This is a genomic window from Pedobacter petrophilus (genome assembly GCF_009674725.1).
Lineage (GTDB): Bacteria > Bacteroidota > Bacteroidia > Sphingobacteriales > Sphingobacteriaceae > Pedobacter > Pedobacter petrophilus.
Genome location: NZ_WKKH01000012.1, coordinates 13,355 through 28,919 on the forward strand (window position 1 = coordinate 13,355; position 15,565 = coordinate 28,919).

The window sequence follows — 15,565 nt, forward strand, 5'->3', positions numbered from 1 at the left end:
ATCGAACTGACCGACATCAATGTCGGTCAGTTGTGATACCATATTTAAAATTTTCTTAATCTGATTGTTACTTCAATCAAATACATCAGAAATGATTGAAATAACAAACAATTAGATTAAGTTGACAAGACAAATTACAACTGATTTCCGTTTACATTGCCAGCAATCTACCTAAAGAGCTTCATAACTTTCACATCACCAGTATCCTCTTCATCCTTATTCCGTTCTAACAGTTTCTCCTGTAATGCAGACATCTCAGTACTAACCTTCGTATCGATCACCTTCGCATAATGTTGGGTTGTTTTCAGGCTATTGTGCCCAAGCATCTGGGATACAGTCTCAATCGGAACACCATTTGAAAGCGTAATAGTGGTTGCAAAAGTGTGCCTGGCAAGATGATACGTAAGCACCTTAGTGATGGTACAAAGATCTGCGATCTCTTTGAGGTACCCATTCATTCGCTGGTTGGTGAGCATTGGCAACGCCACTTTTCTCCATCGGCATATCCTGTGGTTTTTATACCTGTCAAGAATTACTTTTGCCTCATCCAACAAGGGGATGTGACAGGGTGTTTCCGTTTTCTGTCTTTTAATGAAAATCCATAAATTACCGTCATCACCTTTTGAAATCTGATCCAATCGAAGCTGCTTCACGTCTATATAAGAAAGGCCGGTATAGCAACTGAAAATAAAGATGTCGCGAACGATGTTTAATCTTTCAAGCGGAAACTCCCTGTTTTTAATTCGATTCAACTCTTCCATATTCAGAAAAGTCCTTGCCTTAGCTTTAGCAGTATTTCGATAATTTAAAAATGGATTCCCGACTATCCACCCGGCGCCAAGGCAATACAGCATGATTTTTTTCAGGTGAACAATATATTTCCTGGCAGACATTGCATTATTTCCTCGATCTATTCTAAGAAATAGCTCATAATCGGTGATAAATTTAAAATCAACCTTTTTGATGTTGATGTCCTGAACCTCATATTTGAGCTGAAGAAATTGTTTAACATGCCTGATGGAACTCTGATAGGATTGAAATGTGCTATAGCTATACCCTTTACCAATTAGTTTTTCTAGATTATCATTGTGTTTTTGATAAATTTTAAGGAGCGTGTAGTTTGATGAATTCTTTCCGGTAAGATGATCCCTCAGCACAAGTGTGGTTACCTCTTCCTCTTTTTCAATAAGAGCTGTGTGAAACCGACAGACTTTCGAGGCGAGCGTATCAAGGTAATCGTTAAGCTCTTTGATTTCGTCTTTTTGACCGATTCCCCGACCTTTAATCGTGGACCAGTAGGTTGGAATAATTTCCCTGCCGACTGAATACTCCGAATGTTTTCCGTTCACGGTAATCCGCAAATAAATGGGCATCACCTCGCCCTTCAATAATTTTTTTGATCTTTTCAAATAGAAAAAAGATGGAAATTGTAACTCATAATGATACATTTAAAAATTAAACAAATGTACATTTGAGCCAGTGAGTCATTAAGATGTTCGTCAATCGAACAAACTATAAATCAATCATTTACGATGATAAACTCGAACATTCCAAAATGTTCTGGTTTCGACTTTTCCATTAATCTACTGGCCGTTAATGCTTTACAAAAATTAGTCAATTTCCGACTCACTAAACTAGTCATTCAGAATGAACAACCATGGGTCTTAATGTGTTATTAAACCAGAACAAAGTCTTGAAAATCAACGATTTGCGCGACAATGTTCTGGTTTTAATCTAAGGAAGTGGTCCCGACGAGAATCGAACTCATATCTAAAGTTTAGGAAACTTCTATTCTATCCGTTGAACTACGGGACCGATACTAATATGGATGAATAAATTAGTGAGGCAAATATAACAAAAGTTTTTAGCTGTAAAAGTCTATTATTCTCTTGAATTTTTTGGCTTATCTGTATGGAGTTACGTTCTTAATCAACAGCATTTATCCGGATTTTGTGGTCAAAAATGCCATCTCTAATATACCATAATGAAGATAGCGTAGCAAGAAAGGGATATCCTGCTACGCTATCTGATCTGAACCCTGGTTTAACGAATAATGCTGCCTTCGTTAAACTTTTCTACCGGGGCTACAAAAGTAAGTTTACCTTCGGCATTCTCTGCCATTAAAATCATCCCCTGAGATACAATACCCTTGATTTCGCGAGGGGCTAGATTAACAATCATGCTTACCTGTTTACCCACAATATCTTCTGGTTTATAATGCTCAGCAATGCCCGAAACAACTGTTCGTTCATCTATCCCGGTATTAACGGTAAGCTTTAACAGTTTTTTTGTTTTTTCTACTTTTTCTGCAGCAACAATTGTGGCTACGCGGATATCCATTGCAGAGAAATCATCAAAATTGATGTTTTCTTTTGCTGGTGTAGCTACAGCATTATTTGTTGCATTTGCTGATTTGCTCTGGTTCAGTTTTTCGATCTGAAAATCGATTTCTGCATCTTCAATTTTCTCGAATAATAAAACGGCATCACCGATTTCATGACCGCGTTTTAATAAATCTACAGCGCCCGCATCATCCCAATCGTGACCACCGTTTTTAAGCATATTCATTAGTTTCTCTGCTGTAAAAGGCAGGAACGGTTCGATTAGCACCTGAATATTAGCGGCGATTTGAAGGGAAAGGTGTAAAATGGTACGAACCCGGTCTTCATCTGTTTTAATTAATTTCCAGGGCTCTGTTTCGGCCAGGTATTTATTGCCTAAACGGGCCACGTTCATTACTTCTGATAAAGCTTCTCTAAATCTATAGTGCTCTATCGAAGCAGAAATCTTTGCCGGATAGCTGGCTAACTCCTCTATTACGGCCTGATCTACTGGGGTAATTTCCATACAGGTAGGTACCACGCCATTGAAGTATTTATGGGTAAGCACCATTACACGGTTAATAAAATTACCTAAGATAGCCACCAGTTCATTGTTATTTCTGGCCTGAAAATCTTTCCAGGTAAAATCATTGTCTTTGGTTTCTGGGGCGGTTGCCGTAAGTACATAACGTAAAACATCTTGTTTTCCTTCAAACTCGCGCAGGTATTCGTTTAACCAAACCGCCCAGTTTTTTGAAGTCGATATTTTCTGACCTTCGAGATTTAAAAACTCGTTTGCCGGAACATTATCTGCCAGGGTATAATCGCCATGCGCCATGAGCATAGCAGGGAAGATGATGCAATGGAAAACGATATTATCTTTCCCTATAAAATGCACCAGTTTAGTTTCATCACTTTTCCAATATTCTTCCCAGCCACATTTATCGCTCTCGTAATTGCTGATGTAATATTCTTCGGCCTTTGGATTCCAGACATCTAATTTGGCATAATTGCAAAGTTCTTTAGTAGCCGAGATATAGCCAATTGGCGCATCAAACCAAACATATAATACCTTTCCTACGGCATCGCGAAGGGGAACACGCACCCCCCAATCTAAATCGCGGGTCATGGCACGGGGCTGTAAACCGGCATTTAACCAGCTTTGGCATTGCCCGTAAACATTTGGGCGCCATTCTTTATGGCTTTCTATATAAGTTCTTAACCTTTCCTCGTATTTATCCAGCGGCAGGAACCAGTTTTTAGTCTCTTTTAAGATGGGCTGATCACCAGAAAGGGTAGATTTTGGATTAATCAGATCGGTTGCATTTAGGGTTGAACCACAGTTTTCGCACTGATCTCCATAAGCATTTTCGTTACCACATTTCGGGCAGGTACCGGTAATGTATCGATCGGCAAGAAACTGTTTTGCCGAAGGATCATAATATTGTTCTGTAACTTCTTCTGTAAAAACGCCTTTATCGTAAAGTGTTTTAAAGAAATCTGATGCGGTTTGGTGGTGCGTATGTGATGAAGTACGGTGGTAAATATCAAAAGAAACCCCAAACTCTTTAAAAGAATCGCCAATAATTTTATGGTATTTATCTACCACTTCTTGTGGCGTAATCCCTTCTCTCTTGGCTTTTAACGTAATTGGCACGCCATTTTCATCAGATCCGCAAATGAACTTTACATCGCGCTTGTTCGATCTCAGGTAACGGACATAAATATCTGCAGGAATGTACACACCAGCCAGGTGCCCGATATGAACAGGCCCATTGGTATAGGGAAGTGCTGCCGTTACGGTATATCTTTTTATTTTACTATTATCCAAAACAATTTTTATTAATTTGGCAAAGATAAGTGTTTTGAAGATGATTAAGCAGCCCCCGTATTTAAAAAAAGGAGATAAGATTGCCCTGGTTTGTCCGGCGAAGAAATTACCGAAGTCTATTGATAAAGCCATAGCGCTTTTAACTAACTGGGGGCTGGAAGTAATTATTGGTAAAAGTGTTTATGCAGATTACCATCAATTTGCAGGAACAGATGAGCTGAGGGCTTCAGATATTCAACAATTTTTGGATGATCCTGCTATTAAAGCCATTATTGCAGGGAGGGGTGGCTATGGTACGCTGCGGATTATTGATGAACTAGACTTTACACAATTTAACTTACAGCCTAAATGGGTGGTTGGTTTCAGCGATATTACTGTTTTACTCTCTCATATTATTTCGCAGAGCGGGATGCAATGCCTGCATGGGCAGATGCCTTATACCTTTGAAGAAAGTACACCTGAAGCTTTGGTTTCTTTGCAAAAGGCGTTATTTGGAGAAAAACAGCATTATACATACGAGAGTGAATTTACCAATCGTTCTGGAGAGACGGAAGGGATATTGATTGGCGGAAATTTAACGCTTCTGACCGTGCTGCAAGGCTCTGCCTCGGAAATGGATTTCGATGATAAAATTCTTTTCCTGGAGGATGTTGGTGAACACGAATACAGCATAGACAGGATGTTGCGCATGCTGAAGCGTGCGGGCAAGCTTGCAAACTTAAAAGGACTAATTATTGGTGCTTTTAATGAAATTGAGGAAGAAAAAATCTCTTTCGGACAAACTGCCGAAGAGGTGATCTGGGATATTGTGGAGGAATATGATTATCCGGTTTGCTTCAATTTTCCAACCGGACATATTGAAAATAATTTAAGTATGGTTTTAGGTGCACGGGTAGCCTTAAAAATTGAAACAAATAACGTTCACTTTAAATATTTATAACATGGCAATTTTTGATAATTTGGGTAAATACCGCAACACAGGCTTGCTATTAATGCGCATTGGCCTTGGCATTATGTTCATTGTTCACGGCTTCCCTAAGCTGGCTGGCGGCCCTGCCGGCTGGGAGCAACTGGGTGGAAGCATGAAGGTAGTAGGGGTAAACTTTTTACCCGTGTTTTGGGGATTTATGGCCGCCGTAGCTGAAACATTTGGTGGCTTTTTATTAATTGTGGGCTTGTTCTTTAGACCGGCCTGTATTTCGCTTGTATTTACCATGATTATTGCAGCTTTAGTTCACTTTGGTAAGGGTGATGGCTTAGGCGAAGCAAGTCATGCCATTGAGTTAGGTATCGTATTTCTGGGCTTAATTTTTATTGGCCCAGGAAAGTATAGTGTGGATAAGAAGTAAAGAAAATATTCTAAACGCAAAAAGCCAGCAAATGCTGGCTTTTTGCGTTTAGAATGGCTGCTAATCAAATCAACCTATACTATTTTATTAATACCCTGGATTCTGTTGTCCGGCTAATACCGGGTTAGCCTGAGTTTCTACCGTTGGGATTGGCCAGATAAACCTAAAGCTTGTTGCAGCACCTGTATATGGTATAGCGGCAATTGATCTTGCGCCTGTATACCCTGCAGCTGCATTATAGGCAGAAAATGCCACAGTAGAACTTGTTTTGGCAGGAACACCATTAGGACCGTATAAATTTTCTTTAGCCAGACGGTGAATATCCATCCAACGTTTACCTTCGCCTAAAAACTCTATTCTTCTTTCGTTAATGATGCCTTGGATTAGACTCGCTGCAGTTGGGAAACTGGCAGCAGTATACCGATCTGCGGCGAGAACTGATCTGTTTCTAACCGCATTTAATAAGGCTAAAGACTGAGTGGCATTTCCTGTTCTGGCATAAGCCTCAGAAACGTTTAGCAATACTTCTGCATACCTGATAATTGGATTTGCATCTGTCCAGGTTGCGGGATCTTTATATTTAGAACTGAAGTAATATTTAGCCGCAACTCCGGTTGCAGCATCAGTTGTAGCTAATAACGTTCTGCGGGTATCTGTTGCTTTCCATGATGGATCATTCCAGATAATTGGAGAGATTACTGCTAAAGCCCTGCCAGGAGCTTTTGAATACATGGTACTTAATGATCCATTGGTTCCTGCGCTACGGATTGTGGAGTTTTCAATGGAGAAGATTGATTCTGTGTTACCGTAATTCGCACCTACACTTGCGAACGGTCCATCAGGAGTAGCTGTCAAAGCATACCCACCAAGTGCGGCTGGTGCTGTGAATGTAGCAGCAGCTGCTGCTGTTCCTAACTTTGCACCTTCGGTAATTACACCCGCATAATCGCCCATATGTAGTTTGACTCTGGTTTTTAAAGCTACCGCCGCTCCTTTTGTTCCTCTGGTGATTCTAAGAGATGCCGATGATTGCGCAGCTAAATTAGTTTCAGCGAAATCAAGATCTGAAAGGATTAAATCATATCCTTGTTTAACTGTACCACGTCCTTCATTTTTAAATTGATCTACCAGTTCTGGCGTGTTAATGCCTACTGTTCTAAGTACTACACCCTGATGTGTTGCACCTGTAGTTTCGTTATAGGGACGGGCGAAATGAATTAACAATTCATGATAACTTAATGCTCTTAAGAAACGGCATTCGGCTTCACCCGCAGTGGCAACATCAGCAGTAATTGTACCTGCAGCAGCAGCTTCCTTTAATTTAGTAATTACGATGTTAGCACGGTTAATTGTAGCATACAAACTTGTCCACAAAGCGGTGTTGTTTGCGGTAGTGGCGTCATAGCTATTTTCATAGGTTACCAGGAAGAATGAAGGGATGGCCATCATGTCTTCACCTCTCATATCGCCCTGAATGGTATTGGCCGCTCCAAATGGATAGCCCCGGTTACTGCCATCTGTATACGGGCTTGATTGAGCAGCACTATATACTCCAGTAATTGCTAAAGCGGCACGTTGCGGATTTGAATAAGCATCATCTTCAGCAAAAGTATTATCTGGTACAATTTCTGTATATTTTTTGCATGATCCTGCAAATAACATTAAGCCTAACAAGGGCAATACCCAGGCTTTTTTATTTTTGAAATATCTATTTTTCATCATTAATATCTTTAGTCAGTTAAAATCTTACGTTAGCGCCGAACGTAAAAGTACGCTGTTGAGGGTTTCCGTTGAAGTCTGTTCCGTATCCTGCAGTGGCCGAAGCTGTTGTATTTGTTTCCGGATCTAACCCTTTATAACCCGTAATTACAAATAAATTTTGCGCTGAAGCATATATTCTAATACCGCTAACTTTTAATTTGCTTACAATATTTTCTGGTACTTTATAACCTAATGCAACATTATCAAGTCTTAAGAATTTACCATCCTCAAGGAAACGTGTTGTAGCATCTCCATCTCTGTTGATGAATGTAGATCTTCCAAACCATTGTCTTGGCGTAACACCATCACCTGGATTAGATACACTTTGCCATCTACCTAAAATTTCGGCACCGTTATTTACGAAGTTTTGGTTTAATTGATCAACACGTGTTCTGTTGTAAATTTTGTTTCCGCCCTGGAATCTTAAAAATACATTTAAATCAAATCCTTTGTAAGTGAATGTATTGTTAAATCCTCCAAACCATTTTGGAAGTGAACTACCTAACACTTTTTTATCTGCTGAGGCAGATAGCGTTGCAGTAGCACCAGTCGCACCTGGGTTCGCGGGATCGTAAACATTATACGTTTGATTACTTACATTACCCTGGATAATCTGACCATTTCCTTTCACATATAGGGGATTACCATTCGCTGGATTAACACCGCCATATTCATAACCATAGAAAGCATTTAACGATTCTCCTACACGAATAATGTTGTAAGTGCTAATCTGATCCTGACCTTCTCTTAAAGATTCTACAATATTCTTTTGAGTAGTAAATGTAAAGTTTGCATTATAACTGAAATCTTTGGTTTTTACTACCTCTCCGCCGAGTGAAAATTCAAAGCCAGAATTTACAATATTACCAACGTTTTGAGTGATGGTATTCGAAGGAACGCCTAATGATGGTGCAGTTGGTGCATTCTGAACCAGACCATCAGTATTTTGTCTGAAATAATCTGCTGCGAAATTAACTTTGCCCGCAAATAAACCTAACTCTAAACCAACATCAACTTTCTTTTGAGATTCCCATTGTAAATTATAGTTACCAATGTTACTAAATCCAATACCTGGCTGAGCACCATAAACGGCTGCATTATATTGGCCTAAATATCTAAAATTTCCAATATTCACATTTCCTACTTCAGCATATGATCCACGGATACGCAGATCTGAAATAAAACCTAAAGCGGAAGAGTTTTTAAGGAATGATTCTTCAGAAATACGGTAAGCTGCTGATACACCCGGAAAATACCCTACGCGATTTGCTGCCGGTAGATTTGAATTTTTATCAGAACGAATAGATCCGCCAATGTAATATTTGTTCTTATAGTTATAGTTAACGCGTGCTAAATAAGACTCTAAGGCAGTTCTAGCTAACCCTCCGGATGCAGTCGGTGTTACGAAAGTTCCACTTATGATATTTTGGTTCCAATAGATATCTGTTAAATTGGAAACAGATGCTTGATAAAAAGATGTTCTATCATTTTGAAACTCCTGTACCAATGTTACACTTAGATTGTGTGCATCTGCAAAGCTTTTGTTATATGATAAGACGTTTTGAAGATCCAACCTGATACTTGGAGTAAATGCCTGAGACATGCTTCCATTACTACTTACCCCATCTCCTGCACGAGGATCTGTGTAACTAAAATCATCTACATTCTGATTATCAACACCTACCTGGGTTCTAAATTTCAAACCATCGAAAAGATTAACCTCTGCATAAGCCGTTGCCAATAAACGATAGGTTTGAGATCTTCTGATGTTATTATCCAATACGAAACGTTGGTTACCAATGTTATCGGAAATTGTAATTAAGTTATTTCCTCTGCCTAAAGCCGTTCTGTTTGGTGCAATATTGTAACCTGTTACATTTGCATCATCATAAACAGGCACGTTAGGTAACATACGTAAACCGCCGAAGATATTTCCTGACAATGTATTACTCCCTGTTTGAGGACCTGTGTTATCCTGATAAGTAAAACCAGATGTTAAACCGAAGCTAAACACTTTGTTCACTTTTTGATCAAAATTGGCTTTCAAAGAATATCTTTTTAAGGAGTTAGAGATGATTACACCCTCCTGATCGCTATATCCTAATGAGAAATAATATTTTGCTTTTTCTGTACCGCCAGATGCAGATACATTGTGGTTTTGCTGAGTAGCTGTTCTAAAAAGAAAGTCCTGCCAATCTGTATCTACAATTCCTCCTTGTCCATCAGGCATAGAGAAAGCCTGAGGTGCATTTCCTGCAGCAACCAAACGCTCATTTGCAACTTCAATAAATTCCGTAGCATTTAACTGATCATATTTTTTAGACACCTTACCTACCGCATAATAACCATCATAAGTGAAAGTAGCTTGTCCGGCTTTACCTTTTTTAGTAGTAATTAAGATAACACCACCTGCAGCTCTTGATCCGTAAATAGCTGTTGATGCTCCATCTTTTAATACTTCGAATGATTCAATATCATTCGGATTAATATCGGCCAATGCATTTGAAGAGGTGAAACCGCCCACATCACCTGAGAAGATTGGAACCCCATCAACAACATATAATGGTCCCTGGCCGGAAGTGATTGTATTTGTACCACGAATACGAACCTGAGCTGGTTGACCTAATAATCCATTTGCAGTAATTACCTGAACACCGGCTGCTTTACCTGCTAAAGCCTTATCAAATGAAGGGATAGCTCTATCTGTAAATTCCTGAGCAGATACACTTGATTGAGAACCTGTAACATCTTTTCTGTTTACCGATCCATAACCCACTACTACAACATCAGATAGCGATCTTGCATCGTTAGTTAAAATTACATTGAGCACATTTGAATTGGTAACAACACGAGATACAGGGGAATATCCTATAGATGAGAATTCGATACTTGCACCTGTTGTAGCCCTGATAACGAATTTGCCATCCGCAGCTGTAGTGGTTCCACCAGCTGCACCTTTAATTTTTACACTTACACCAGGGAGTGGTAAACCATCTTCCTTGCCTGTAACTGTTCCAGTGATTGTTCTGTCTTGAGCCATAGCACTCCCTGCTAGCAACAAGAACATGAACAAACTTTGTAAAAGTTTTTTCATAAATTAGTTTAGTTTAGTTAATAATTCCTCTAATATATGACTTGAAACCTGTAATGCAAATTTTACAAACAAATTTAAATTTGTTCATAAAACACAAGAAAGCCCAATGAGGTTAACATTTTATGGCAGAAACTCATAATAACGCTCCTTTGCGAGTTTTTAAGGATAAATCAGCGCTTATATGGCTATTTTTTTAACTGAAAAGATACAATTACATTAAAACGAGATAATAGAAATAAGTGTTATGTAAAGGCCGGAGGAAAGGAAATCATTGCATTATGATCTTCATTCTCGTTTTATTACACAAAAAGATTATTGAAAACCAGATTAAAGCAATGAAATAAAATGATTCCAAAGATCTTTAGCTATTTGTTAATTATAAAAATTTTCCAAAAAAAAAGAGGCTGTTAAAAAAACAGCCTCTTTAAAAGGATAAAGCAAACTTAGACTATGGGTTTTGTGGACCAATATTCGGATTAGCATTAATTTCATCACGGGGAATCAGAAATAGAAATCTTGGATCACCAGCTGGAATCTGCAGCACGTTAGCTACTGAAGTTGCAACAAAATTTGGAACATTTGTAATTGTTCTATCCAAGGGTAAGTTTAAGCGCTTAAGATCTAAGTATCTAAAACCTTCACCCCAAAGTTCAACTCTACGGTTCACCATTATCTCGTCAACTAAAGCAGTACCCGTTTTTGCACTCTTAACTGCACTTAAATCTCTTTTGGAAACTAAAGTAAACAAAGCTGTTTGTGCCAAACCATCTTGTCCGCTTCTGGCGTAAGCTTCAGCCAGGATCAAATGCATTTCAGCACTCCTCATCCATGGCACATCACCCAAAGAAGGGTCGCCTACAACTTTAACAGAGAATTTTCTGGTCATGAAATTTCTTCTCACGAAAGTGGTTAAAGGCAAAGGGAAGTTTGTTGCAGTTGGTGCAGGCTCCCACATTTTCTTTCTTACATCTGTTGCAGAAATTAAATTATACAAATTTGAATTGATCATTTTCGGCGTTGCACGCTGATAACTGGAATTTGCGTTATAGGCAATTTGTGCATAGAATGATCCAAAAGTATCACCTTGTTCAGTTGTAGGATTAGATCCCCACATGTACTCTGACAAATTAATATTATTAAAACCGGTTTGATAGTCTGCCTGACTCATTAACGGAAATGCATTGCCATCAACAACTTCTCTGGCGTATTTTATAGCATTAGTATAATCTCCCATTGTTAGCGCTACTCTAGCTCTAAGTCCTTTTGAAACCCAAATACCTGCATGCGTTTTATTTGGAACAGTAGTTGCATTTAAAGCGATAGCAGCATCTAAATCGGCTAGAATTGCTGCATAAACTGTTTCCACACTCACCCTTGGCATCTTAGTATCTGTAGATTTTAAAGGTAATGGAACTGCAAGCTGGTTATTAGGCTTAGCTGCCGGATTGTATCTTGTGCCATAAAATTGCACCAAATAAGAATAGGCATATGCCCTTAAGGTTAAAGCCTCAGCTTTAATTCTTGCTTTTTCAGCAGGAGTACCATCAGCAGCATCAATATTATCGATAATGTAATTTGCATTGCCAATCATCCTGAAGAATGTACGGTAATAATAGAGGTTACTAGCTGCGTTATCAGTACGGGCAGCCACATAATTACCTTCACCGGTTGAAGTAAACCAAGTTGCTGCGGCCTGATGTAAATCTTCACCCATAAAGTCTATGCCCAGAAGAATCCCGGCAACACCTGGTTTTCCCTGCGCGTTGGAAGTTGTCTCGGAAGTTCTTTCAAACATATAGCGGTAAATACCATTTAAGGCTACACTTGCGTTTGCTGTTGTTGAAAATATCGATGTATTATCAACCCTATCCGTTGGTGTTGTTTGAAGAGAATCCTTTTTACAGCCCGATCCACCTAAAATCATAGTGGCGAAAATCGCTGAGTAAAATATCTTTTTCATATCTGTTTTGATATTAATAATTAAAAATTAAAAAGAAGCATTTAATCCTACACTCAAAATTCTCGCTTGTGGGTATACATTTGCATTCGTACCGTCAAACGATTCTGATGGGTTTAAACCTTTTCTTTTTGAGAATAAGTGGAGGTTTTCTGCGGTTACAAATAATCTGGCATTGTTTACATCAATTTTGCTCAACCATTTTTTAGGTAAACTGTACGATAAATTGATGTTGCGGATAGCCAGATAAGATGCATCAATTAACCACCTGGTGGATGTTGCGTTGATGTTCGTAGAATTACCAAAATCAGCTCTTGGGATATTGCTTGTCGTGTTGGTTTGCGTCCATGCATTTAACAGATCTTTATGCAATGCTGTTCCATATGAGCTGGTACTCATTAAACCCTGGTAGTTACTATCAAAGAATTTACCACCGATCTGGTAGTTAACCAATACCGATAACGACAAGTTTTTGTATGAGAATGAGTTAGTAAAAGAGCCCATTAGATCAGGAATAGCAGATCCTGAACGATCAAAGACAGCATTTGACTGGTTAGTTGTGTATTCAACACCATTAACTATCCTCTTATTAACAGCCGCAATTGTTTGTGCGGGATCCGGAACATATAAAGCTGCACCATCTGCAGGATCTACACCAGCATATTGCCTTAACCAGAACTGATAATAATCATAACCAACTTCTCTTCTTTTTGTACCACTTACGATAGTAGGTGTTTCTACAGGGAGCTTAGTTACTTTATTTTTAAGGATTGTCCAGTTAGTGATCAAATTCCAGTTGAAGTTTTCTGTTCTAACAATATCAGCACCTAACATTAATTCTACACCTGAATTGTACATAGCACCAACATTCTGGTTAATTCTTGTTACAGGATCAGATAGTGGCTGAGGTACACTAAATAACAAATCGTTTACTGTTTTTTTGAAGTATTCGAACTCGCCGTAGACTCTTCGTTTCAGGAACGAAAAGCTAAGACCAGAGTTGAAAGTATTTTGAGATTCCCATTTCAAAAGTGGGTTTGCAGCAGAGGTTAAAAGTGCGCCTGGTTCCAATCCACTATTATAGCCTAAATCGTAAAAGGCTCTATCTGGATAATAATCATTATTACCTGCATTAGTACCTGTGGTGAATAATATTGCATTATTACCTACCTCACCATAAGATACTTTTACCCTTAAATCATCAAGCCAGGAAACATCTTTTAAGAAATCTTTATTAACAGACCATGATCCACCTAATGAATAGAAGGTTCCCCATCTGGAATCTGGTGAAAATCTGGAAGAACCATCACGTCTTAAAGATGCATCGAAAAAATATTTCTCTTTATAATTATAACTTGCTTTTGAAAAATAAGACTCTATCTTATCATTATCAGCCTGTCCGCCTGAGCTATTTGCTGTTACAAAATTGGCAAATTCTGTATTACCCTGTAAAATCAAACCTGTTCTACTTGCACTGAAAACCCGATAATTGTAATCATAATTTTCATGCCCGGCCAAAACCGAGATTGTATGATCACCCAGTGTTTTATTGTAATTTAAAATTTGATTGAAAGTATATGATCTGATGGTATTATTACTTTGCGATTTATAACCATTTTGAGTTACACCATCTCCAACAGTAGGATTCTGATAAGTACTTCCATTATTATTTCTTAAATCGATACTAAATGTAGGCGTAAATGTAAAGTCCTTCAGAAATTTAATCTCTACGTAAGTTCTTGCACTAACCTGATTTCTTCTTGTAAGGTATTCATTTAGTAAAGTCTCATAAACTACATGTCTGGCAGGAGACGCTCCTTGAGGACGGGCAACCGCACCTGGATGGTTTCCATAATCATACCATTGCTCACCTGTTAAATTGTTCATAATTGGCTGGCCGGCAGCATCAAAAGCATGAACCGGGTAAATTGGACCAATACCTCTGGTAAATGAAAATGCATTAATGAAGCTTGCACCGCTACCCGTAAAAGAGTCATTTGCTGTATTTGCCGTAGTCATCGATCCTGCAACATTCAAACCAGTTTTTAACCAAGTTTTAACTTGAGTATTTACATTAACACGTGCATTAAACCGTTGATAATCTGATTTAATATTAAAACCCTGATCATTTAAATATCCCATTGAAACAAAGAAATCTGATTTTTCCGTTTTTCCTGAAAAATTTAAATTTGCATCTGTTCTTTTTCCTTGTCTTGACATGGCATCATACCAATCGAAGTCATCATATAATAATGATGCATTAGGATTAAGTTTCCCATTGGCACCTACAACCTGGCCACCTGGTACATTGAATGGATTATAAACTAAGTTAGTAAAAACATCAGCTGAAGCTGCCGTTGATGCTGCAGCATCTGATAAAGCTGGAGATGCATTATACATCAGGTTATTTTTAATCCCTTGCCAAACTAAAGGATAATATTCTTGCGCATTTACACGCTCATACTCCGGAATACCCCTTTCCGAGAATCCCTGAACAATGCTAGCATTGATTGTTGGTTGTGATGATTTACCTCTTTTAGTTGTAATAATTACAACACCATTTGCTCCTCTTGAACCATACAAAGCTGAAGACGATGCATCCTTTAATACAGAGATGCTTTCGATATCATTTTGGTTGATATCGCCGATACTACCATCATATACTGAACCATCAACAACGTATAACGGTGTATTAGATGCTGAAAATGAGCCAAAGCCACGAATCCTAATGGTTGGAGTGCTTCCTGGCTGACCATTAGACGCACCAACACTAATACCAGGAGCTGACCCCTGTAATGCTGCTACTGCATTTGTTACCGTTCTGCTCTCCAGATCTTTAGCACTTAAAGTGGCTATTGAACCTGTAATTGCTTCTTTCTTTTGCGTACCATAAGCAACAACAACTACATCTGACAATGCCTGAGAATCACTCGCCAGGCCAACGTTAATGATAGCTGAAGATGTTACATTAATTGTTTTAGTTACAAAGCCTAAATAAGAAAATTGTAAGCTTTGTGCTGAAGATGAAGCTCTAATTGAATACTTACCATCTGTACCTGTCACGGCAACATTTTGTGTGCCGAGCGCTTTAACGCTAACGCCCGGAAGAGGAAGACCATCATCCGAAGACGTTACTGTTCCACTGATTGTTCGGTCTTGAGCTGCGGCACTGAATGCGACAAACAAAAGCACGAACAAACTTTGTAAAAGTTTTTTCATGAATTTAAATTAGTTTGTTTGATTAGTTGAATT

Annotated in this window: 8 protein-coding genes and 1 tRNA gene; 2 read left to right on the forward strand and 7 right to left on the reverse strand. The window is 38.7% G+C overall.

Going from position 1 to position 15,565, the window contains the following annotated elements; genetic code table 11:
• Nucleotides 1-167: 167 nt before the first annotated feature.
• From GJU39_RS09715 to metG, 3 genes are all read right to left on the reverse strand, one after another.
• The gene (locus GJU39_RS09715) at nt 168-1,409 is read right to left on the reverse strand and encodes a site-specific integrase (RefSeq protein ID WP_245227773.1); all 1,242 of its coding nucleotides are present in this window, start codon (nt 1,407-1,409) and stop codon (nt 168-170) included.
• A 334-nt stretch (nt 1,410-1,743) separates the two neighbouring features.
• Nucleotides 1,744-1,815, reverse strand: a tRNA-Arg gene (locus tag GJU39_RS09720).
• A 228-nt stretch (nt 1,816-2,043) separates the two neighbouring features.
• The gene (gene metG, locus GJU39_RS09725) at nt 2,044-4,152 is read right to left on the reverse strand and encodes a methionine--tRNA ligase (protein ID WP_154280600.1); all 2,109 of its coding nucleotides are present in this window, start codon (nt 4,150-4,152) and stop codon (nt 2,044-2,046) included.
• Between the two features lie 40 nt (nt 4,153-4,192).
• Here metG and GJU39_RS09730 point away from each other — a divergent pair, with 40 nt between their 5' ends.
• The gene (locus GJU39_RS09730; protein WP_154280601.1) at nt 4,193-5,092 is read left to right on the forward strand and encodes a S66 peptidase family protein; all 900 of its coding nucleotides are present in this window, start codon (nt 4,193-4,195) and stop codon (nt 5,090-5,092) included.
• A gap of 1 nt (nt 5,093) precedes the next feature.
• Nucleotides 5,094-5,501 (forward strand): DoxX family protein, encoded by a 408-nt coding sequence (locus tag GJU39_RS09735; RefSeq protein WP_154280602.1) that lies wholly within the window; start codon nt 5,094-5,096, stop codon nt 5,499-5,501.
• Nucleotides 5,502-5,588: 87 nt separating this feature from the next.
• On the opposite strand, the gene GJU39_RS09740 is transcribed toward GJU39_RS09735, so the two are convergent.
• The 4 genes from GJU39_RS09740 to GJU39_RS09755 all read right to left on the reverse strand — a co-directional run bounded on the left by GJU39_RS09740 (nt 5,589) and on the right by GJU39_RS09755 (nt 15,532).
• Nucleotides 5,589-7,223: a RagB/SusD family nutrient uptake outer membrane protein gene (locus GJU39_RS09740; RefSeq protein WP_209437624.1), complete on the reverse strand. Its 1,635-nt coding sequence runs from the start codon at nt 7,221-7,223 to the stop codon at nt 5,589-5,591.
• A 16-nt stretch (nt 7,224-7,239) separates the two neighbouring features.
• A complete protein-coding gene (locus GJU39_RS09745) occupies nt 7,240-10,356 on the reverse strand; it encodes a SusC/RagA family TonB-linked outer membrane protein (protein ID WP_209437625.1) in 3,117 nt (1,038 codons plus the stop codon).
• A gap of 448 nt (nt 10,357-10,804) precedes the next feature.
• The gene (locus GJU39_RS09750; RefSeq protein ID WP_154280603.1) at nt 10,805-12,316 is read right to left on the reverse strand and encodes a RagB/SusD family nutrient uptake outer membrane protein; all 1,512 of its coding nucleotides are present in this window, start codon (nt 12,314-12,316) and stop codon (nt 10,805-10,807) included.
• Between the two features lie 27 nt (nt 12,317-12,343).
• On the reverse strand, nt 12,344-15,532 hold the full coding sequence (locus tag GJU39_RS09755; RefSeq protein ID WP_154280604.1) for a SusC/RagA family TonB-linked outer membrane protein: 3,189 nt from the start codon (nt 15,530-15,532) through the stop codon (nt 12,344-12,346).
• Nucleotides 15,533-15,565: the final 33 nt, after the last annotated feature.

Coding starts and splice junctions, on each gene's coding strand:
- GJU39_RS09750 (WP_154280603.1), bottom strand. CDS start 12,316: ATGAAAAAGATATTTTACTCAGCGATTTTCGCCACTATGATTTTAGGT.
- GJU39_RS09730 (WP_154280601.1), top strand. CDS start 4,193: ATGATTAAGCAGCCCCCGTATTTAAAAAAAGGAGATAAGATTGCCCTG.
- GJU39_RS09735 (WP_154280602.1), top strand. CDS start 5,094: ATGGCAATTTTTGATAATTTGGGTAAATACCGCAACACAGGCTTGCTA.
- GJU39_RS09740 (WP_209437624.1), bottom strand. CDS start 7,223: ATGATGAAAAATAGATATTTCAAAAATAAAAAAGCCTGGGTATTGCCC.
- GJU39_RS09745 (WP_209437625.1), bottom strand. CDS start 10,356: ATGAAAAAACTTTTACAAAGTTTGTTCATGTTCTTGTTGCTAGCAGGG.
- GJU39_RS09755 (WP_154280604.1), bottom strand. CDS start 15,532: ATGAAAAAACTTTTACAAAGTTTGTTCGTGCTTTTGTTTGTCGCATTC.